Annotated in this window: 18 protein-coding genes, 2 pseudogenes and 1 riboswitch; of the genes and pseudogenes, 11 read left to right on the top strand and 9 right to left on the bottom strand. The window is 33.7% G+C overall.

Translation table 11 applies throughout. From position 1 onward, the window contains the following. Positions 1 to 44: 44 nt before the first annotated feature. Positions 45 to 737 (top strand): NYN domain-containing protein, encoded by a 693-nt coding sequence (locus AK212_RS08375; RefSeq protein WP_053030253.1) that lies wholly within the window; start codon positions 45 to 47, stop codon positions 735 to 737. 109 nt (positions 738 to 846) lie between these two features. On the opposite strand, the gene guaA is transcribed toward AK212_RS08375, so the two are convergent. The 4 genes from guaA to xpt form a co-directional block, all read right to left on the bottom strand. Then, positions 847 to 2,388 (bottom strand): glutamine-hydrolyzing GMP synthase, encoded by a 1,542-nt coding sequence (gene guaA / locus AK212_RS08380; RefSeq protein ID WP_053030254.1) that lies wholly within the window; start codon positions 2,386 to 2,388, stop codon positions 847 to 849. A gap of 172 nt (positions 2,389 to 2,560) precedes the next feature. After that, a complete protein-coding gene (guaB, locus tag AK212_RS08385; protein WP_053030255.1) occupies positions 2,561 to 4,027 on the bottom strand; it encodes an IMP dehydrogenase in 1,467 nt (488 codons plus the stop codon). Positions 4,028 to 4,066: 39 nt separating this feature from the next. Next, on the bottom strand, positions 4,067 to 5,335 hold the full coding sequence (pbuX, locus tag AK212_RS08390; RefSeq protein WP_053030256.1) for a xanthine permease PbuX: 1,269 nt from the start codon (positions 5,333 to 5,335) through the stop codon (positions 4,067 to 4,069). Continuing rightward, positions 5,332 to 5,913 (bottom strand): xanthine phosphoribosyltransferase, encoded by a 582-nt coding sequence (gene xpt, locus AK212_RS08395; RefSeq protein WP_053030257.1) that lies wholly within the window; start codon positions 5,911 to 5,913, stop codon positions 5,332 to 5,334. Before xpt ends, pbuX begins: the two co-directional genes overlap by 4 nt. A 258-nt stretch (positions 5,914 to 6,171) precedes the next feature. Beyond that, a riboswitch (purine riboswitch) is annotated at positions 6,172 to 6,274 on the bottom strand. Positions 6,275 to 6,491: 217 nt separating this feature from the next. Here xpt and AK212_RS08400 point away from each other — a divergent pair. From AK212_RS08400 to AK212_RS08415, 4 genes and pseudogenes are all read left to right on the top strand, one after another. Beyond that, positions 6,492 to 6,899: a general stress protein gene (locus AK212_RS08400; protein ID WP_053030258.1), complete on the top strand. Its 408-nt coding sequence runs from the start codon at positions 6,492 to 6,494 to the stop codon at positions 6,897 to 6,899. Between the two features lie 148 nt (positions 6,900 to 7,047). Further along, positions 7,048 to 7,716, top strand: a complete 669-nt coding sequence (locus AK212_RS08405) for a hypothetical protein (RefSeq protein ID WP_053030259.1) — start codon at positions 7,048 to 7,050, stop codon at positions 7,714 to 7,716. 118 nt (positions 7,717 to 7,834) lie between these two features. Continuing rightward, positions 7,835 to 8,338 (top strand): annotated as a pseudogene (locus AK212_RS08410) (DNA-binding protein); the annotation flags it as partial. 428 nt (positions 8,339 to 8,766) lie between these two features. Then, positions 8,767 to 10,155, top strand: coding sequence for an L-cystine transporter (locus AK212_RS08415; protein ID WP_053030261.1), 1,389 nt, complete (start codon positions 8,767 to 8,769; stop codon positions 10,153 to 10,155). An 89-nt stretch (positions 10,156 to 10,244) separates the two neighbouring features. On the opposite strand, the gene nfsA is transcribed toward AK212_RS08415, so the two are convergent. Further along, a complete protein-coding gene (gene nfsA, locus AK212_RS08420) occupies positions 10,245 to 11,000 on the bottom strand; it encodes an oxygen-insensitive NADPH nitroreductase (RefSeq protein WP_053030262.1) in 756 nt (251 codons plus the stop codon). Between the two features lie 157 nt (positions 11,001 to 11,157). Between nfsA and AK212_RS08425 the strand changes: the two genes are divergently transcribed. From AK212_RS08425 to AK212_RS08445, 5 genes are all read left to right on the top strand, one after another. Further along, complete coding sequence (locus AK212_RS08425) at positions 11,158 to 11,937, top strand: 2-keto-4-pentenoate hydratase (RefSeq protein ID WP_053030263.1); 780 nt, start codon at positions 11,158 to 11,160, stop codon at positions 11,935 to 11,937. A 438-nt stretch (positions 11,938 to 12,375) separates the two neighbouring features. Next, entirely contained in the window at positions 12,376 to 12,945 is a 570-nt protein-coding gene (gene ahpC / locus AK212_RS08430; RefSeq protein ID WP_053030264.1) for an alkyl hydroperoxide reductase subunit C, read from the top strand. A 14-nt stretch (positions 12,946 to 12,959) separates the two neighbouring features. Beyond that, positions 12,960 to 14,483 carry an alkyl hydroperoxide reductase subunit F gene (gene ahpF, locus AK212_RS08435; protein ID WP_053030265.1) on the top strand — a complete coding sequence of 508 codons (1,524 nt, stop codon included), beginning with the start codon at positions 12,960 to 12,962 and terminating at the stop codon, positions 14,481 to 14,483. A gap of 185 nt (positions 14,484 to 14,668) precedes the next feature. Beyond that, on the top strand, positions 14,669 to 16,354 hold the full coding sequence (locus AK212_RS08440; protein WP_053030266.1) for a hypothetical protein: 1,686 nt from the start codon (positions 14,669 to 14,671) through the stop codon (positions 16,352 to 16,354). A gap of 136 nt (positions 16,355 to 16,490) precedes the next feature. Continuing rightward, complete coding sequence (locus AK212_RS08445; RefSeq protein WP_053030267.1) at positions 16,491 to 17,117, top strand: NDxxF motif lipoprotein; 627 nt, start codon at positions 16,491 to 16,493, stop codon at positions 17,115 to 17,117. Between the two features lie 376 nt (positions 17,118 to 17,493). Here the strand turns inward: AK212_RS08445 and AK212_RS08450 are convergent. Both AK212_RS08450 and AK212_RS08455 read right to left on the bottom strand, forming a co-directional pair. Then, positions 17,494 to 18,072 (bottom strand): annotated as a pseudogene (locus AK212_RS08450) (histidine phosphatase family protein). A gap of 23 nt (positions 18,073 to 18,095) precedes the next feature. Then, positions 18,096 to 18,725, bottom strand: coding sequence for a LysE family translocator (locus tag AK212_RS08455; protein ID WP_053030268.1), 630 nt, complete (start codon positions 18,723 to 18,725; stop codon positions 18,096 to 18,098). Positions 18,726 to 19,180: 455 nt separating this feature from the next. Between AK212_RS08455 and AK212_RS08460 the strand changes: the two genes are divergently transcribed. Continuing rightward, positions 19,181 to 19,414 (top strand): hypothetical protein, encoded by a 234-nt coding sequence (locus tag AK212_RS08460; protein ID WP_053030269.1) that lies wholly within the window; start codon positions 19,181 to 19,183, stop codon positions 19,412 to 19,414. A gap of 227 nt (positions 19,415 to 19,641) precedes the next feature. Here the strand turns inward: AK212_RS08460 and AK212_RS08465 are convergent, their stop codons facing one another. Next, the gene (locus AK212_RS08465; RefSeq protein WP_011276862.1) at positions 19,642 to 19,890 is read right to left on the bottom strand and encodes a GlsB/YeaQ/YmgE family stress response membrane protein; all 249 of its coding nucleotides are present in this window, start codon (positions 19,888 to 19,890) and stop codon (positions 19,642 to 19,644) included. A gap of 186 nt (positions 19,891 to 20,076) precedes the next feature. Further along, positions 20,077 to 20,820 carry an amidohydrolase family protein gene (locus tag AK212_RS08470; protein ID WP_053030270.1) on the bottom strand — a complete coding sequence of 248 codons (744 nt, stop codon included), beginning with the start codon at positions 20,818 to 20,820 and terminating at the stop codon, positions 20,077 to 20,079. Positions 20,821 to 20,831 lie beyond the last annotated feature (11 nt).

Raw genomic sequence — 20,831 nt, forward strand, 5'->3', positions numbered from 1 at the left:
CATGGGTTTTTTGTATGATTTTTTATTATAAGGGGAAATTATTGATGAAAATAGCCGTACTAGTCGATGGAGGATACTATCGAAAAAGAAGTCAAAATGTATTTGGAAAAGTTACAGCAAAAGAAAGAGCAGATGAGTTATATAAATACTGTAATCGACATTTAAAAGAAACACATTTTGGAATAGAAAAATATGCAGACTTATATAGAATTTTTTATTATGATTGTCCGCCTATTGATAAACAAGTGTTCCACCCATTAACACAAACGAATATCGACTTTACTAAAAGCGAAACCAAGCAATGGACCGAAGATTTTTTTAAAGAGATATCAAAAAAACGTAAAGTAGCATTGAGATTAGGAGAGTTAAACGAGGCTACTGTGCATTATAATCTCAAACATACTAGCACTAAAAAATTAATGAAAGGCAGTAAAGAAATAAATGAATTAGACGAGAAGGACTTTGCATTATCATTAGTTCAAAAAGGTGTAGACATGAAAATCGGGTTAGATATTGCCACCTTATCTTATAAAAAGCTAGTAGATAAAATCGTTTTAATTGCAGGAGATAGTGACTTTGTACCTGCAGCAAAGTTAGCGAGAACCGAAGGAATCGACTTCGTACTCGATTCGCTAGGTGCAGACATAAGAGATAGTCTTTCGTTACATATTGATGGGCGTAGGACATGTGATGAAAAATACATAAATAGAAATAGACAATCAAAAAAAGATACATAATAACTACTTTTCCTCACACTTTGCCCTTTTTCTGCCCTTTTTTCTAAATTCAAAGCATAAAAACAACCCTCTAACCATTGTGGTTAAAGGGTTTTATCATTCATATATTCTATTCCCATTCAATAGTGCTTGGTGGCTTAGACGTAATGTCATAGACTACGCGGTTAACGTGATCTACTTCATTTACAATACGGCTTGAGATTTTTTGTAAGACTTCCCAATCAATGCGGGCGAAGTCACTTGTCATACCGTCGATAGATGTTACTGCACGGATACCTACAGTATGATCATACGTACGATAATCTCCCATTACACCTACAGATTGAATGCCAGGAAGAACTGTGAAGTATTGCCAAATGTCTCTTTCAAGACCTTCTTCACGCACAACCTCACGTAAAATCGCATCCGATTCACGTACAATTTCTAATTTATCTTCTGTAATTTCACCTAACACACGGATACCTAAACCTGGGCCTGGGAATGGTTGTCTCCAAACTAAATGTTCAGGAATACCTAATTCAATACCTAAAGCGCGTACTTCGTCTTTGAATAATGTATTGATAGGCTCAATAAGTTCAAATTCCATATCTTCTGGTAATCCACCTACGTTATGGTGAGATTTAATTGTTTGCGCTGTTTTAGTGCCTGATTCAATGACATCAGTATAAAGTGTACCTTGTGCTAAGAAATCAACATCTGTTAATTTAGCCGCTTCATCATCAAACACGTATACAAATTCATTACCAATAATCTTACGTTTTTGTTCTGGATCAGATACACCTTTTAATTTATCCATGAAACGCTCTTGTGCATTCACACGAATAATATTCATGTCGAAACCTTCACCAAATTGTTCCATAACCATGTCACCTTCGCCTTTACGAAGTAATCCATGGTCAACAAAGATGCATGTTAATTGATCGCCAATCGCTTTATGTAATAAGACTGCTACAACTGATGAATCTACACCACCACTCATCGCACATAAGACTTTACGATTGCCAACACGGTTACGAATTTTTTCAATTTCAATTTCAATAAAGTTTTCCATTGTCCATTCGCCCGTACATTCACATACACGACGCACAAAGTTTCTTAATAAATCATTACCGTATTCTGTATGACGTACTTCAGGGTGGAATTGAACACCGTAAATTCGGCGTTCTTTGTCTTCAATTGCTGCATAACTTGTACTTGGACTATCCGCGATAACTTCAAATCCTTCTGGAATTTCAATCACTTTATCAGAATGACTCATCCATACTGTTTGTTCAGATGGTAAACCGAAGAATAAATCATCTGATTTCGCATTAATTATTGCTTTTCCATACTCACGTTCGTTAGCGCGTTCAACTTTTCCGCCTAAAAGTTTCGTCGTCAACTGCATACCATAACAAATACCAAGTACAGGAATACCTAAATTATAAATGTCAGGGTCAATTGTAAATGAACCTTCCTCATAAACTGAGTTTGGACCACCTGAAAGGATGATACCTTTCGGATTCATACGTTTGATTTCTTCAATTGAAATTTCATGATCGTGTAATTCACTGTAGACGCCCATTTCACGAATACGACGTGTAATCAATTGGTTATATTGACTACCAAAGTCTAAGACAAGAATCAACTCTTGCTCTTGAGCCATTTCCATAATTGTGGATCTCCTTTAAATTGAATTTTATGTAAATAATAGAGAGACACTTTCCAAATGTATTGCTCCAAGATTATGTTTTAAAGTGAACAAACTCTGAGACAAACATATTTGAATTGAAAAGTGCTCCCCATTCTTTCTAACAAACTGCCATCATCACACTACGTTCATTTTAAAATGAGTAGTTAGGTGATTCTTTAGTAATTTGTACATTATGTGGATGACTTTCTGCTAAACCAGCAGGACCCATACGTGTGAATTGTGCTTCGTCACGTAATGTTTTCAAGTCAGGTGAACCTGTATAACCCATACCAGCTCTTACGCCACCCATAAGTTGGTAAATTGTATCTTGTAATGGACCTTTGTAAGCTGTACGACCTTCAATACCTTCAGGGACAAATTTTCTAGGAGATTTGTCTTCTTGGAAGTAACGGTCATTTGACCCTTTTTCCATTGCGCCTAAAGAACCCATGCCTCGGTACACTTTATACTGTCTACCTTGGAATACTTCAGTGGCACCTGGGCTTTCTTCAGTACCAGCTAATAAGCTTCCTAGCATTACTGCATGTCCACCAGCTGCTAACGCTTTAATAATATCACCAGAGAATTTAATACCGCCATCTGCTATGATTGCTTTTCCAAATTTACGTGCTTCCGTTGCACAATCATAAATCGCTGTAATTTGAGGTACACCTACACCTGCTACGACACGTGTTGTACAAATTGAGCCTGGTCCAATACCAACTTTAACTACGTCAGCACCAGCTTCGAATAATGCACGCGTTGCTTCAGCAGTCGCTACATTACCAGCGATGATAGTAACTTCAGGATATGTTTCTTTCATTTTCTTAACTTCTTGAATCACGCCACTAGAATGACCGTGTGCTGTATCGATAATTAATGCATCTACCCCAGCTTCGACTAATTTTTGAGCGCGAATTTCTGTATCTTTAGATGTCCCAATAGCTGCTGCAGCGAGCAAACGACCATGCGCATCTTTAGCTGCATGAGGGAATTCAAGGACTTTTTCAATATCTTTAATTGTAATTAAACCTTCTAAACGGCCATTTTCCACTAAAGGTAATTTTTCAATTTTATGTTCTTGTAGAATTGTTTCGGCTTCATCCAATGTTGTGCCTACAGGAGCTGTAATTAAGTTTTCTTTAGTCATCACATCAGAAATCTTGATTGAAAAATCTTCTATAAAACGTAAATCACGATTCGTTAAAATACCTACTAATGCTCTTGATTCTTTATCACTCACAATTGGTACACCTGAAATACGGTATTTACCCATCAACGCCTCTGCTTCATATACACTTTCATCAGGTGTTAGATAGAATGGATTTGTGATAACACCGTTTTCTGAACGTTTAACTTTTTGAACTTCTTCAGCTTGTTCTTCGATGCCCATATTTTTATGAATGACACCTAGACCACCTTGACGTGCCATTGCAATTGCCATTTTAGACTCGGTTACTGTATCCATACCAGCTGATATAACTGGAATATTTAATTTAATTCGTTCTGATAATTCAACACTAAGATCCGCATCACTAGGTAACACATCTGATGCTGCTGGAATTAATAAAACATCGTCAAACGTCAAAGATTCTTTAGCAAACTTATTTTCCCACATTGATAATACAGCCTCCATTTTTATATATAGTTACTTCTATTATTTCACATTTTCTTCGCTTTGTTTATACTTTATACCATTAAAAAAGAAATTAAGAATAATTGCGGAAATCGCGCCTAATACAATACCGTTTTGAGTTAGCCATGCAAATTGCTCACCTAAAGCTTTAAACGCTTGTGGTACTGCACTAATACCTGTACCCAATCCTACAGATACAGCAATGATTAATAAATTATTTTGATTTTTAAAATCAATATGACCTAAAATACTAACACCGTAAGCCATCACCATACCAAACATCGCAATCATTGCACCGCCTAATACAGGTAATGGAATGATATTAGCTAAAGCACCCAATTTAGGAATACAACCACAAATGAGTAGTAAAACTACCATACCGTATATCACTTTATTCTTCTTCGCACCTGATAAAGATACTAACCCAACATTTTGTGAATATGCCGTGTAAGGAAATGAATTAAAGATTGATCCTAATACAATAGCAAGACCTTCCGCAGTGTAACCCTTACGAAAATCTTTTCTTTCTAATTTTTTGCCAGTAATTTCACTTAGCGCATGATATACACCAGTCGATTCTATTAGACTTACGATTGCTACAATCGTAAATACCAGTATCGCACCTAAATCAAAACCGAAACCAGAAAAACGAAATGGTTGAGGAATGCCTAACCAATGGGCTTCTCCCACTTGCTTAATATCTACTAAACCAAGCAGATTTGCCAATATTGTTCCTGCAACCAGTCCGATTAAAATCGCAATGGATTTTAAGAACCCTTTTGTAAATCTTTGCAAGATAAGAATAATGATAAGTGTAACGCCACCTAAAATTAAATTTTTAGGATTTCCATAGTCTTTAGCGCCTTCTCCACCAGCTAAATAGTTCATTGCAACTGGCATTAAATTGATACCAATGATTGTAACCACGCTTCCTGTTACAACAGGTGGAAAGAACTTAACTAAGTAAGAGAAGAATGGTGCAATAATGACAACTAAAATACCTGATATAAATAATGAACCATATAGCACATCCAGACCCTTCGTTTGACCGATTAAAATCATAGGTGCAACTGCAGTAAACGTACATCCTAGTACAATGGGTAAGCCTGTACCTGTTACTTTGTTAGCTTGTAAAAATGTTGCCACACCACACATGAAAACATCCACTGTGACTAAATACGCAATTTGTTCTGGTGTAAACTTTAAACTCGTACCAACGATGATTGGTACTAAGATTGCACCGGCGTACATTGCTAATAAGTGTTGTAAACTTAAAATGAACGTCTTCATTCATTTTCACCTAGTAAAGTCACTTGGTTGCCTTGTAATGAGGCTACTTTACATAATGAAGACACATTTAAACCTGCCTCTTCTAATCTTTGTCTGCCATCTTGGAAACTTTTCTCAACAACAATGCCAATACCAACTGTTTTAGCTTTAGCTTGTTGTGCAATATCATATAATCCTAGTGATGCATCGCCATTTGCTAAGAAATCATCAATGATTAAAACTGTATCATTCTCATCTAGGAATTCTTCTGAGACAATCACTGTACTTGTTTTGTTTTTTGTAAACGAATGGATATCCGTACTATAAAAACCATCTTTCAACGTACTTGGTTTCGCTTTTTTAGCGAATAAGCATGGGACATCAAAATGTAATGCCGCCATAATAGCTGGAGCAATGCCTGATGCCTCAATTGTTAAAATCTTAGTGACACCTTTATCTTTAAATTGCTCATAAAATGTTTTGCCTACTTCATGCATTAGTTTTGCATCGATTTGATGATTTAAAAAACCATCAACTTTTAATATTTTTTCATCAATTACTACGCCATCTTCTTTGACTTTCTGTCTAAGCGATTCCACGTCAAAACCTCCTAAATTTGTATACAAAAAAAGCCTCAAACTTTACGAGAAAGTTTCAGGATCCATGAGCGAACAGGCAATACATATCATTTTAAGATTTCAAGAAGTCGTAAATTTAAATGTATTCTTCTTTAAACACTTTATAATTTTAAATTTGTTTTATCTCATAGGATGAAGTGAATGAATATACAACCTCCAAAGTGAAACAACCTTATACAGTATTTCTAGATAGTCATTTAAATAAACATCGTCCATTTTATGTATTGATTCTGAACCCATAGTCATGTCGTTTGTGGCAACATGGTAGAAACTTCTAAAGCCATATTCTTTAGATTATATGAGTGATATAAATTATTTTACGATAATAGCAAACTTTTGCTTGATTTTCAATATCATAGAAATGGTTATAAGCCCTTTCACAATAATATTTTGTCGTGTAAGCGTTTAACTAAATATTGCTCAACACTATTTGTAAACACTTCTTAATTAATTATATAATAACTATAGTTGCGTTTTATAACTATTCTTAAGGGTATATTTTTATTAAAAGTAGGACGAAAAGATGGAGGGCGATTAATATGGCAGATTTTACCGTATTAGATAAACAAGATGAGATTTATAACGTTGTACAAAAGAAAAAAGCTGAAGGATATTCAGAAAATGAATTAGTCGTTGTAAGTAAAAGTAAATTACACTTAGATGATTTACATGATTCTCAAGTGACTTTAATTGCCACAAGTGGTTCATTTAGTGATCGCATGTCTAAATTATTAACTGGCGAAGACGGTGAAGAAGCTGTTTTAGCTCGTTATGATTTATCTGAGGATCAAAAAGAAAAATACAAAAAAGAAATCTTAGACGGCAAATTTTTAGTAGTTGCTAACAAAGATAAATCTTCACATGACGAAGTTGAGCAAAATAACTCAGCTTACGAAGAAATTGATATCACACATTATGCGAATGAATCTAAAGGTCCAAAATCATAATCACGATTGGATTTAAACTCTGAAGCCGTAAGATGCGCTATAGTAGTGCGTTTATCTTACGGCCTTTTTTCGTCTCATAACGTTTTATTAATGACGTCTTATTATCTAAATATGCTATACTTAAACAAATATTCGTGGGGGTGAGATTATGAAATTTCACGTGATTCAATCAATTAAAGATGCATATTATGACAAAGCAATCGCTTTTTATAATCAACAACTAGATGTAAATTTTTATGAAGATAGCTATATTATTGAGCGATCCTTAAAAAATAATAAAACAGAAAATGATTATACTTTTCTCGTGGGCATACGAGATGATGAAATCATTAGTTTAGCGACGGCACATTATGAAGCAACAACAAATTCAGCCTTTTTAATACACTTAATTGCGAATAACACTTCAGATTATGAAGATGTCCTCGTTAGCACACTACAAGAAATTGAGCATCAATTAAACCTACTTTCTAATAAGGTGCACGCTCGTGATATTAATTTTGTAATGGTTGAAGTCCCTAAAACAGACCACTCATTACAAGACATTAATCAACAAGCAGTCACTCAACGCCAGCAATTATTGCTATCTAATGGCTTTGAAAGACAAAGTGAAATTGATTATATACATCCAAATTATTCTAAAATTGAATCGCCTTTTAAAGTAGATCTATTCATTAAATCAAATATAGAATTAACTAAAGATATATACCCAGCAAGTGTGAAATCAAATTATATTTTAAAATATGTATTTGCTAATGGTATTTCACGCGATATTATCTATCCTTTATTAGTAAAAATGAATTTACGCCTACCACACTAGGAACACTTGAAATGAGCGATATAAAGGGTTAAACTAATAGTCGAGGTTAGACTGACGTTTCACTGACAGAAGACAAACGTCAGTGTACATAAATCAATGAACGAAAGGACTTTCAGCTATGTTAACCAAAGAATTCGCTCAGCGTGTCGAACTAAGTGAAAAACAAGTCCGTAAAATAGTCCAACATTTAGAAGAACGTGGCTATCAACTTAGTAAGACTGAATATCGTGGCCGTGAAGCTACTGATTTTAAAGAAGAAGATATTGAACTTTTCCAAGATATCGCTGAAAAAGTAAAACAAACAAATAGTTATGATTTAGCTTTTGAAGAGCTTGAAAAGGAAAAAGACTTTTTACAAGTCATTGTTAAAGAAGACAATGAACAATTACCTGCGGATCAAAGCGCTACGCAATTAGTAGAAGAATTACGTACAGAAATTCAAAAAATGCGTGAAGAACGTCAAATGCTTGGTCAAATGATCAGTCAAGTGCATCAACAACAAACAGAATTAAAAGAACTTCAAAATCAAATCACTGAAAAATTAGATGTTAATAATCAATCATTATTAGCTATTCAAAATGCTCAAGAAGCCATTCAAACGGCTCAAAAAGAGCAATCTGAATACACTAAAAATGATTTAGTTAAAGAAATTAATGATAAAAATCAACAATCTATCGATACATTAAAAGAGGATATTACGACACAATCTCAGTCATCTCCTCTTGGCAGACCTAACGATGAAAAGAAAGGTTTCTTTGCACGATTATTTAACTTATAAATCTTTCAAATAAAGCGAACAGTTGTGACACTATCAATTTGTCACAATACAATTAATATAAGGGTGAGACAGCATTCATTTTGAATCCACTGCCTCACCCTTTTTTATATGATTAATAATTTAAAACTTTAAATTATTTTAATTTAATTAGCTATTGTGTCTTTTCAAAAACTTATAATTTATGCTTTTTATTTCAAAGTATTGAAATATAAAATAAATAGTATTATCCTTATAAAGTATGTCGGAATTAGAATATTATAAGGAGATTCATTATGGGGACTTTTTTTACAGTTATTAATATTGTCATTATGATCGTATTCTTAATTGGGTTATTTATAATGGCTAAAAAGCATGTCTCATTTCCTAAAAGAGTATTTACCGCATTAGGATTGGGTATCGTGTTTGGAATTGCTTTACATCTCATTTATGGTGCCAACTCTAAAGTACTTGAAACAACTACAGATTGGTTCAGTATTGTAGGAGACGGCTATGTTGCATTACTACAGATGATTGTAATGCCACTGATTTTCATTTCAATCGTATCAGCATTCAGTAAAATACAAATTGGTGATAAATTCGCTAAAATCGGTACTTATATTTTTATGTTTTTAATTGGGACTGTAGCTATTGCTGCTATCGTAGGAATTTTTTATGCCATTGTATTTGGCCTCGATGCCTCAAGCATTGATTTAGGCAGTGCAGAAAATTCAAGAGGAAGCGAAATTAGTAATCAAGCGAAAGATATAACTGCTAATACGTTACCACAACAAATTCTAGAATTATTACCAAGTAATCCATTCTTAGATTTCACTGGTCAGAGAACAACGTCTACAATTGCAGTGGTTATCTTTGCGATTTTCGTAGGCTTTGCTTATTTACGTGTGGCTCGCAAACAACCGGAAAGTGGTAGTTTATTAAAACGTGGTATCGATGCAATTTACTCATTGGTCATGTCTATCGTGACATTTGTATTAAGACTCACACCATACGGTATCATTGCGATTATGGCATCAACAATCGCTACAAGTGATTTCCAAGCGATATGGACATTAGGTAAATTTATGATTGCATCATATGCAGCATTAATCACAATGTACATTATCCATTTAATATTATTAGCAATTATGGGTATCAATCCAGTTCGTTACGTTAAGAAAACATTCGAAGTGCTTGTATTCGCATTCACTTCTCGTTCAAGTGCGGGTGCATTACCATTAAACATTCAAACGCAAACGCAACGATTAGGTGTACCAGATGGGATTGCTAATTTCTCAGCATCATTTGGCTTATCCATAGGTCAAAATGGTTGTGCAGGTATTTATCCTGCGATGCTAGCAATCATGGTAGCACCAGTTGCAAACGTAGATATTGATCTACCATTTATACTTACTTTAATTGGCGTTGTTATTATCAGTTCATTTGGTGTAGCTGGTGTCGGTGGTGGTGCAACATTTGCATCTATCCTCGTATTATCAACCTTAAACCTTCCAGTAGCACTTGCAGGGGTACTTATCTCAATCGAACCCATCATCGATATGGGACGTACTGCATTGAACGTTAATGATTCAATATTAGCAGGTACTGGTACAGCTAAGCTGACTGGTAATATGGACAAAGATAAGTTTAACTCAAACGAATATGGAGATTTATCAACAAATTAATTCATATTTTAAAAAGCGTAGCTCAAACGTTACTATGTTTATTTCAAACCATTGTAATCGTTAGCTACGCTTTCTTTATTAAAACTCGATTATTTCTTCATTAATCCTGATTTATTCAATTCTTCTAACATATCTAAACGTGTTTTTCCACTTAAGAACCCAGCGACTTGTTCTGACCATGTTTCTTGGCGTTTTCCATTCGTTCGTTCTTTATAATAGTTACTAACTGTCTCATCATATTTTTGAATTGCTTCTCTTTGTTCTTTCGCATTACTATTATAAACATTTTTATGGAATACATGATCAAGCGGTAAACGTGGCTTAGGTGCACCATTCTCGCCCTCTGCCGGTTCTCCCACAGCCATTCCAAATAATGGAAATGCATATTCAGGTAAATCTAAAATTTCTTTAACACGACCAACATCATTTCGTAGTGAACCTAAATAAACAATACCATAACCCATGTCTTCTGCAGCCAAAGCCATATTTTCAGACACTAAAGCCACATCGATTGCACCTACTAACAACCCTTCTGCTGATTCAAAAGAAGTTTGCATGTCAAAATCAACAGTTTCATTGATTAAATTGTGACGATAATAATCTAAAACAAAGACAAATAAATAGCCATTATCCACAACATATGGCTGGCCTGATACTTCTTTTAATTGTTCTTTAATGTTTGGGTCTTCTACACCAATGATTGAGTATGTTTGTAAATAACTAGACGTTGATGCACTCTGACCTGCTTCTACCAACTTTCTAACTGTGTCATCACTTAGCGGTTTATCTTTAAATTGTCTTACCGAATGGTGTTTTTTCATTAAATCATAAACATAGTCTGTCATTGTATCCACTCCTTCAATCCTATTGACTATATCGTAACAATTTATTTTTTATTTTGCTTTTATAAAGAATTACTTATCTCTCATAAACCATTTGCATGATGTTCATTTTATAGTTATCATAATAGTAACAATTTTCAGATATTTAAGGAGAGATAGCATGAGCCAAGCAAATAAAGAAGTATCAAACGCCTTATTTCAAGCATATATGTCAAAGGAACCTATTGAATTTGTAAGTAACACACACACGCTTACTGAACCTGAAGCTTATCAAACACAAGATGATCTTATTCAGCAAATCCAAGCTGAGAAGCAAGTTCCTATCAAAGGTTATAAAGTAAGTATGACAAGTGCTGCAACTCAAGCCATCGCTAATACTAACGAACCAGCTTACGGTACAATTTTATCTCATCAAGTTGTAGAAAATGGTCATGGCGTATCACTCACTACATTATTTGCGCCACTATTAGAACCTGAAATTATTTTTGAATTAACTGCTGACTTACCTGAAGATGCTGACACGCAAACTATATTAGAAAGTGTGAAAATCGCACCAGGAATCGAAATTCCAGATGCACGTTATAAAGATTGGTTCCCTAATTTTACTCTAGGTGACTTGATTTCTGATAATACTGCTACAGGACTCATCGTAGTGGGCGAACGCATCACACCTCTCGATTATGAAGCATTCGCAGATATTAATTTAAAATTATTCAAAGATAATCAGCAAATTGAAACTGGTCACTCTAGTGAAGTGCTTGGAAACCCTATTGAATCCGTGAAATGGTTAAATAAAAAATTACATTCTCATGGCAAATCTTTAAAAAGAGGACAATTTATTTCTTCTGGAACCTTTATTTCTCCTTTAAATTTAGAAGAAGGTACGTATACTGCTGACTATGACAAAGTAGGATCAGTCACAGTTAAAGTCATTGATTAAACATACGTTCCAACATTATCCTGAGTCTTAAATAAATTATTTATACACCCTATTCATTATTATTGAACGGAACAATGAAATCTTCATACTATATGTGGTTTCTATTCCGTTCTTTTTATATTTATTTTATTTTGCATGATTAAAAATATATGTTTAGTTGAGAATGAAAAAGGTTAATTGATATTCAGAAGAAATGATAACACCTATTTTTCAAATTAAAAACTAAAACTTAATCACTTCTTCATTTTCTTAACGACATGTTAAAAAACCTGTTCAAACAATGTTAAAACAGCATTTTATCGCTTATAAGTACATTAAGTTGACGAATAAGAAATAGCATGTAATAATAATACTTAAGAAATTAGAATTATTATAAACAAGCAATTATTATTATGTAGTTCTAATTAATATTCACGATAATCAGGAGGAATTTAAGTTATGTCTTTAATCAATAAAGAAATTTTACCATTCACAGCGCAAGCTTATGATCCTAAAAATGACGAATTCAAAGAAGTAAGCCAAGATGATTTAAAAGGTTCTTGGAGTGTCGTATGTTTCTACCCAGCTGACTTCTCATTCGTATGTCCAACTGAATTAGAAGATTTACAAAACCAATATGACAAATTACAAGACTTAGGTGTCAATGTATTCTCAGTATCAACTGATACACATTTCGTACACAAAGCTTGGCATGATCATTCAGATGCTATCAGCAAAATCCAATATCAAATGATTGGTGACCCTTCACAAACAATCACTCGTAACTTCGACGTATTAGACGAAGAACTTGGATTAGCTCAACGTGGTACATTCATTATTGACCCAGACGGCGTTGTTCAAGCAGCTGAAATCAATGCAGATGGTATTGGCCGTGACGCAAGCACATTAGTAAATAAAATCAAAGCCGCTCAATACGTACGTCAACATCCAGGTGAAGTTTGCCCAGCTAAATGGGAAGAAGGTTCTGAATCATTACAACCAGGATTAGACTTAGTAGGTAAAATTTAAGGAGGCATTAAAGAATGCTTAATGCTGATTTAAAACAACAATTACAGCAACTTTTAGGACTTATGGAAGGCGATGTAGAATTCAGAGCAAGTATCGGTTCTGATGATAAATCTAAAGAGCTTAAAGCACTTTTAGACGAAATCGCTGAAATGTCTGAACACATTACAATCGTAGAAAAAGATTTAAAACGTACGCCAAGTTTCTCAGTTAGCAAACCTGATGAAGAAGCTGGTGTCACATTTGCCGGAATTCCTTTAGGTCATGAATTTAATTCACTTGTATTAGCAATTTTACAAGTTAGTGGTCGTGCCCCTAAAGAGAAACAATCTATCATTGATCAAATTAAAGGTTTAGAAGGTAAATACAACTTCGAGACATACGTTAGTTTAACGTGTCAAAAATGTCCTGATGTTGTTCAAGCATTAAACCTAATGAGTGTTGTTAACCCTAATATCACGCATACGATGATTGATGGTTCTGTATTCCGTGAAGAATCAGAAGATATCATGGCTGTTCCTGCAGTATTCTTAGATGGTGAAGAATTTGGCAATGGACGTATGACTATTTCAGATATCTTAACTAAATTAGGCAGTACACAAGACGCTTCTGAATTCGAAGGTAAAGACCCTTACGATGTTTTAATCATCGGTGGTGGCCCAGCTAGTGGTAGTGCAGCCATTTACACTGCTCGTAAAGGACTACGTACTGGTATTATTGCTGACCGTATTGGTGGCCAAGTTAATGATACTGCTGGTATCGAGAACTTTATCACTGTAAAAGAAACAACAGGTTCTCAATTCTCAGCTAATCTCGCAGCACACATTGATGAATATGACATTGATACAATGACAGGCATCCGTGCTACTAATATTGAGAAGACAGATCAAGCCATCCGTGTCACACTTGAAAATGATGCTGTTTTAGAAACTAAGACTGCTATTATTTCAACAGGTGCAAGTTGGCGTAAGCTTAACATTCCTGGTGAAGATCGTTTAATTAATAAAGGGGTTGCTTTCTGCCCTCACTGTGATGGTCCTTTATTCGAAAATAAAGACGTTGCAGTTATCGGTGGAGGAAACTCTGGTGTTGAAGCTGCTATCGACTTAGCAGGAATTGTTAAACATGTTACTTTATTTGAATATTCATCAGAACTTAAAGCAGACACAGTATTACAAGATCGTTTGCGTTCACTATCAAACGTAGACATTCACACGAATGCAAGAACTGCTGAAGTATTAGGTGAAGATCATGTAACTGGTATTAGTTACGAAGATTTAACTACTGGCGAAATGAAAGAATTAAGCTTAGATGGTATCTTCGTACAAATTGGATTAGTACCAAACACACATTGGATTGGTGACGCAGTAGAATTAAATAACCGTGGCGAAATTGTTATTGATCGTAATAACAATACAAACGTTCCAGGTATATTTGCGGCTGGTGACGTTACTGACCAAAAAAATAAACAAATTATTATTTCTATGGGTGCTGGTGCCAATGCGGCATTAAATGCATTCGATTATATCATTAGAAATTAATTACTATTTAAGGATAGGTGTAAGATCTTTATGACCTTGCTTTCTTATCCCTATCAATCACTTAACCTATCAAATATCTTCATATATAACAGAGACCCATGTAAGGGTCTCTGTTTGTGTATGACTTTCATATTATCTATGATAATCTAAACTTATACAGATAAATAACATTGGATGTCTTCTTTATGCATGAATCACTATCCCTAATTTCAGAGGAACAAACGAGTAACTTGAAGCAACTTGTAAATCCACCATCTTATTACAGCAAAGCTGATATGTTGTTTGAACTCGCTTCACAACCTAAAACATTAACGCGACTTTACAATGAGATGAGTCAATCTGAGAAAAATTATATTAGTACTTTTTTAAAAAATGGTGAATCACTCATTCTAATTAATAAGAGAAAATTAAAAAAGTTACCTATTTGTTATAAATATGGCATTGTTACATTTGTAAAAGAAGATACGTTTGTCGTAAATAATCTCATACTGACTATGTTGAACGAAGTGGTTTTAAACAAAAAGTACCCTGATTTTCCACCAAAAACCATCAGAGAAGAAGATTATGTTATGAAACTTCATGGGCAATATACAGCAATTGAAAAGTATAAAAACGTTTCTCTTAAAGAGGAAATGGCTGAATATAATATGGAAAGTCTAAAAGATATTTGTCGTTCTTATAAAATTAAAGGTTTCTCTAATAAGAAAAAAGCCTCAATTATCGATTTAATAAATGACGCTTTCTTCCGAGATTTTTCAATTTTAAAACAGGAATTCGGACGAATGCCCCGTAGAATACTAGATATCTTTGTAGATACATATAAATCTGGTAAAAATGTTAATACGAATTATGACTTCAATGCATTAAATGCATACTTAGGTATGGATTTCCAGGTCTTAGAAAGACATCTATTTATTTTAAGATTTGATATACGTAGCGAAGTTATTATCATACCACAGGATGTTATGAATCATTTTTCACAATATGTGAATGATATTGGTGGGTTAGATAATCTTTTGCCCGATTTACTGACTATTAATAACGACGTCCCCTTCTTAGATGAAGATGACTATATTGATGAAGAATTGAATCTTTTATTCGATGTAAATAGCGATCATATTAACAAACTTATAGATATGGGCGTTGAAAACATCGATGAGCATGATTTAGAAAAATTATTAAGCGATGAAATTCTAGATTCTACATTTACGAATAGTGTTAATAATTTGTTAAAAGAAGCACATGTTGAATATAAAATAAGCGAAATGAAGGATCAAAATAAAAGTGATAAAGAAATTACCTTATTTAGATTTTATACTGCAGCAACAAATTTATATGGTGTCGTGTCACTGCAATTCGTTTCAAAATTATTAAAACGATTATTAAACACATCCAAATCAAGCAATGAAATTAAATTCCATATTCAATCTTTAAACATGCATCACTTCACAGTTATTAAGCAAGGGTATTTAGTCCATCCAGTAATGGCACATTATATTGACCCAACTTATGTTGAATCATTAGATCTTGATTATTATGAACCAAAGACATTAAAAGAGTTACTTTCTTTCGATGTCCATGAATATTATAAAGCGGACAAAGTGATTAAAGAATTTAAAACGTTCATAAAACACTACTTCACTACTGATGATAAAGAAGAGATACACACGGATATGACTATGTTATTCCACGAATTACGTTCATCTTCAGACTTAGATGAAGCGATTATGGCTATTGAAGTTATGATTGCAGGAGATATGCTGTACCCTATTCCCGAGGATAAACTAACTGAGCAAGTAGAACAGGTTTGGACTCATTTAAGACTTTGGTTTGCAAAAGGTAATACAATAGTAGAAATACAAAATATGTAGATGGATAAATGCCACAAATTGTTCATAGATAATTGTGATTTTAAGCACTTAACATTCAATTATTTTTCAATAAATGATAATCTATTACTATGTAAAATTATAGTTGCGTTACTAATAAAGGAGATTTTAGAAACCTATGAAGAAAAGTTTAATAATAGGTCTCTTTTTATCATTATTACTAACATTAAGTGCTTGTGCACCTAAGGAGAATAATGATTCAACAGACCATCATAGTAATGGTGTTAATGCACCTAAAAATGCTAAAGCGTTGAAAGAGAGCGATATTTTCACTTCCGATAAAAAGAATCAAAAACTAACTGAAGATGAAATGAATAAAGCCATTAAAAAATATTTAGATGTAAATAGTGATATTTTAGATAATAAATATGTAATGCAAAGCCAAATTGACCGTCAAAGTACAGGTCAAACACACGTTACGGATGAACAAGCCAAAAAACTTAGCAACTTATCAAATTTGGCCGTTAAAAACGATATACATTTCAAAGATTTCGTAAAAAACAATACGTTACCTTCTGGTTATAAAGAAAATACGGAGCGAATTATTAACTACTTCCACGCCTTAAATAGTACGATTGCGGATGTAGATAAGAGTATTGAGCAACTTAATTATGAACCTCAAAATACAATTAATGTTGTCGATGTGCCTACGCATTATGCAGGTGATGTGAATGGTAAACAACAAGATAAAATCCAAAAATTCCTAGATGATAAAAATATTAAATCTGACGTATTAGATAAATAAAAAACATACTAAGATTGGGGAGTGGGACAGAATTCTTTTGAATTCGTCGTCCACTCCCAGCTTGCTTTGTTTGTAGAATTTCTTTATGAAATTCTCTTTGCTGGGGCCCCGAACCCCAACTTGCTTAGCTTGTAAAATCACTTTCGTGATTTTTTGTGTTGGGGCCCCGAACCCCAACTTGCTTAGCTTGTAAAATCACTTTCGTGATTTTTTGTGTTGTGGCCCGGCCCACCTCCGCAAGGATGACTAGAACTGAGAAAAGCATGATTTAAGCGCCTTCTCAGTTCAGTCAGCTACTGCGAATGTGCAAAATAGCACCATTATATTATGTATGTCCTAGCCTCTTTTAATTGTTAAACAATTATTTTCATACATATTATATTTCTAAAAAGTACGGCTTACAATTGTCGACATTGTAATCTAATGCTTCATCCTCATCAATCATATTGAAATATGCAAATATACAACGAATAACGACTTGATGTGCTACAATCACAATTGTTTTATCATCATGACGATTCAATTGTTCAAAGAATAGATGAACTCTATGATACACATCTCTATAACTCTCACCCTCAGGCGCTTTTTGAGTGAAACTGTGACGGAAATCTTTATATTCCGGATCATTAAAGTAACGATGATACTTCGCATCATGCATCAACGTATCTTTATACTCGCCCTCAAACACACCAAGTGAACGTTCACGAAGCAATGACGTAATTGTCGTCGGTATCTCATAAGGAAAGATATAGCGATAGGTTTCTTGCGTACGCGTTAAGTCGGATACATAGACGTGATCAATTTATCTTTCTTTAAAATAACTTTCTAAATTTTGTGCACCCTCAATACCCTTTTTAGTTAGTGGTACATCTAATTGACCACAGAAATAAGCTCTTTTATGTTTGTTGTCATAATTTGATTGTGATTCACCATGTCTAACTAAATATAGTTTCATATACTACAATCCTTTACTTTAATTTAACTACTCTTGCTTAATAATAAATGAATGGATAATCCAATTAAAATGATACCTACCATATAATCGAATGCAGCTTTTATTTTCGGTTGACTGAATAGTAACTTAATATATTGAAATACAAATACACGGAATAAAAACCAAATTAAGATAACGATGATGACAATTATAGATAAAATGGCTACTTGTGACTTTACTTCAATACCACCAGTTGATAGAAATTGAGGTAAAACACTCACATAATACAGTAGTGCTTTAGGATTTAAAATAGTGCTTATAAAGCCTTGACGATACGAAGTAAAATAGCTCACATCATCGATGCCAATACGAGTTGTATTAAAATTCATCGACTGACGTGCGGTGCGAATACTTTGTACGCCTAAATACACTAGATAGCACGCACCAAGTATTTTAATGATCAAAAATATGTAATATAAACTTGTAAGGATATATATAATGCCCAACACAGCTAATGACGAATAAATGACATGTGCAGAAGTGATACCTAATGCTGACATTGCCCCATTTACTTTACCCGAATGGATTGTATTTTTCATAACAATTAAAAAATCCGGACCAGGCACTATAATGATAAGTAACGTAATAGAAATAAAGGTTAAGATGCCATCCATATACACACCCACTTCAATTTAATATTATATAGATTATGGCATACTTAAATTGTAAATGTAAGTCTACGGGTAGTCTAAAATTTCAAAAGTAGCACGATCCTTTAGCTTTTAATACTTAACTTAAATACGACTTTTACAAATCATAGGACTAAACGAAATTTTTTAATATTTTAAGTACTTTTCATTGTCATTATGGTCGGTTACATGGTAGTATAAGGGTGTAGTTAAATAATAACTACAAAGTCTTTTATATTCATGAACATAATACTCCTGGGTGACGCCTTAACCCGACGTCACCCTCTTTTTATGCCCAATTTTAATCCCTTTTCCTAGTATTCCTCACAAAATAAACACCGAAATGATAATCATTAGCATTTAAGTAAAATTACTGTCATCATGCATTTTTACATGCTACATTATAACTAAGTAATCACACTTATTGGGGGGAATCAATAATGGAATTGCTAGGCTATAAAATGATTAATGACGAACTCATGGCAACTGTTAAATCTGATCACGGACATATATTTAGATATTCATTTAATATTGAAACACCAGAATATGAAATTTTAGAAGTACTAGAAGAAGTTAATCAACATGTTGATAATGGCAGACATCCATTAGGATGTGAGATTATTAAGAACTATGATTTTGAAGATATTCATAACCATCAGGCTTTAATTAATTAAAATTTCATTAAACTAAAAAAGGGAGCGGGACAGAATTCTTTTGAATTCGTCGTCCGCTCCCATCTTGCTTTACTTGTGGAATTCTCTTTGTTGGGGCACCGCCCACAAGGATGACTAGAACTGAGAAAAGCTTGATTTAAGCGCCTTCTCAGTTCAGTCAGCTACTGCGAATTTGCTAAATAGTATTATTATACTATTTATATCCCAGACTGTTTTAGATATTATTCTTATTTTCTAAGTGCTTTTAAAATTAAAGAAACAACGAAAATAACAATAATTGCACCGATTAGTGCTGGAATGATTGGTACGCCACCCCATACAGGTCCCCAAGTACCTAATAATTTACTACCTACTGCTGAACCGATTAATCCAGCGATGATATTACCGATGATACCACCTGGGATATCTTTACCCATGATCATACCGGCAACCCAGCCGATTAATCCTCCGACTATTAACATAACAATAAAGCCCATATTCAGAACTCTCCTTACATCTTCTATTTTTGTATACTTCTTATATATACCACACGCCAACATGAATAAACATTAAAATTAAATTTTATTATATTTTTAATTAAACTAATATCTAATTGCACTTTAAGTAATATGGATAATTTATAAACACTTATTTACCCTTTACTACAAATACGATTTTCACTCTTAAATTCTATAAAATTTTAATGCATTTTTATAAAAGATTTTCTCTTGTGTCTCTTCATCAAAATGTCCTTCAATTAACTTAATATCTTGTTCATTAAAAGGACGCTTTGCTCGAGTAGAGGGCAAATCAGTACCAAACATAATGGCCTCAGGGTTAATTTCAATTAGTTCCTCAATGGCTTTAATGGGATCTATCTCTATACGTCCAAATCCAGTTGCTTTAACATAAACACCTTGTTTAACTAACGTTTTTAAATCCTCAAAGCCCTCTACAGTCAAGCCGAGATGATCGATTGATACTTGGGGTAATGAGCTTATAATTTCTTGATAGTCTTTTAATTGTTTAGATTCAATGTAAATTTCAGTATGCCAATCAACTAAATCATGTACCCTTTGCGCAAACGTCTTGATAAGCGCTATACCTTCAGACCCACCGCGCTTAACATTAAATCGAATACCTCTAACCCCTTTATCATTTAATCGAAGAATTTCATCGTCAGAGGTCGATGCAGGTAGCTGCGTTATCCCAACAAATTGACCTTGAAGTTGATCTAATGCCGTTATTAAATAATCTTGATCGAACCCTTGAAATGACCCTGATACAATTGCACCTCCTACAACATTTAATTGCTTAGTATGATTTAAATAATCATTAACCTTAAATGATGGGGGGATGTAGCCATTATTCTCTTTAACCGGATAATCAAAGTCAATGATATGAAAATGCGAATCAAATAGTTTCATTATAAATTCCC

Origin of the sequence: Staphylococcus borealis, assembly GCF_001224225.1 — a bacterium.
GTDB lineage: Bacteria > Bacillota > Bacilli > Staphylococcales > Staphylococcaceae > Staphylococcus > Staphylococcus borealis.

Coding starts and splice junctions, on each gene's coding strand:
- AK212_RS08375 (WP_053030253.1), top strand. CDS start 45: ATGAAAATAGCCGTACTAGTCGATGGAGGATACTATCGAAAAAGAAGT.
- guaA (WP_053030254.1), bottom strand. CDS start 2,388: ATGGAAATGGCTCAAGAGCAAGAGTTGATTCTTGTCTTAGACTTTGGT.
- guaB (WP_053030255.1), bottom strand. CDS start 4,027: ATGTGGGAAAATAAGTTTGCTAAAGAATCTTTGACGTTTGACGATGTT.
- pbuX (WP_053030256.1), bottom strand. CDS start 5,335: ATGAAGACGTTCATTTTAAGTTTACAACACTTATTAGCAATGTACGCC.
- AK212_RS08400 (WP_053030258.1), top strand. CDS start 6,492: ATGGCAGATTTTACCGTATTAGATAAACAAGATGAGATTTATAACGTT.
- AK212_RS08405 (WP_053030259.1), top strand. CDS start 7,048: ATGAAATTTCACGTGATTCAATCAATTAAAGATGCATATTATGACAAA.
- AK212_RS08415 (WP_053030261.1), top strand. CDS start 8,767: ATGGGGACTTTTTTTACAGTTATTAATATTGTCATTATGATCGTATTC.
- nfsA (WP_053030262.1), bottom strand. CDS start 11,000: ATGACAGACTATGTTTATGATTTAATGAAAAAACACCATTCGGTAAGA.
- AK212_RS08425 (WP_053030263.1), top strand. CDS start 11,158: ATGAGCCAAGCAAATAAAGAAGTATCAAACGCCTTATTTCAAGCATAT.
- ahpC (WP_053030264.1), top strand. CDS start 12,376: ATGTCTTTAATCAATAAAGAAATTTTACCATTCACAGCGCAAGCTTAT.
- ahpF (WP_053030265.1), top strand. CDS start 12,960: ATGCTTAATGCTGATTTAAAACAACAATTACAGCAACTTTTAGGACTT.
- AK212_RS08440 (WP_053030266.1), top strand. CDS start 14,669: ATGCATGAATCACTATCCCTAATTTCAGAGGAACAAACGAGTAACTTG.
- AK212_RS08445 (WP_053030267.1), top strand. CDS start 16,491: ATGAAGAAAAGTTTAATAATAGGTCTCTTTTTATCATTATTACTAACA.
- AK212_RS08455 (WP_053030268.1), bottom strand. CDS start 18,725: ATGGATGGCATCTTAACCTTTATTTCTATTACGTTACTTATCATTATA.
- AK212_RS08460 (WP_053030269.1), top strand. CDS start 19,181: ATGGAATTGCTAGGCTATAAAATGATTAATGACGAACTCATGGCAACT.
- AK212_RS08465 (WP_011276862.1), bottom strand. CDS start 19,890: ATGGGCTTTATTGTTATGTTAATAGTCGGAGGATTAATCGGCTGGGTT.
- AK212_RS08470 (WP_053030270.1), bottom strand. CDS start 20,820: ATGAAACTATTTGATTCGCATTTTCATATCATTGACTTTGATTATCCG.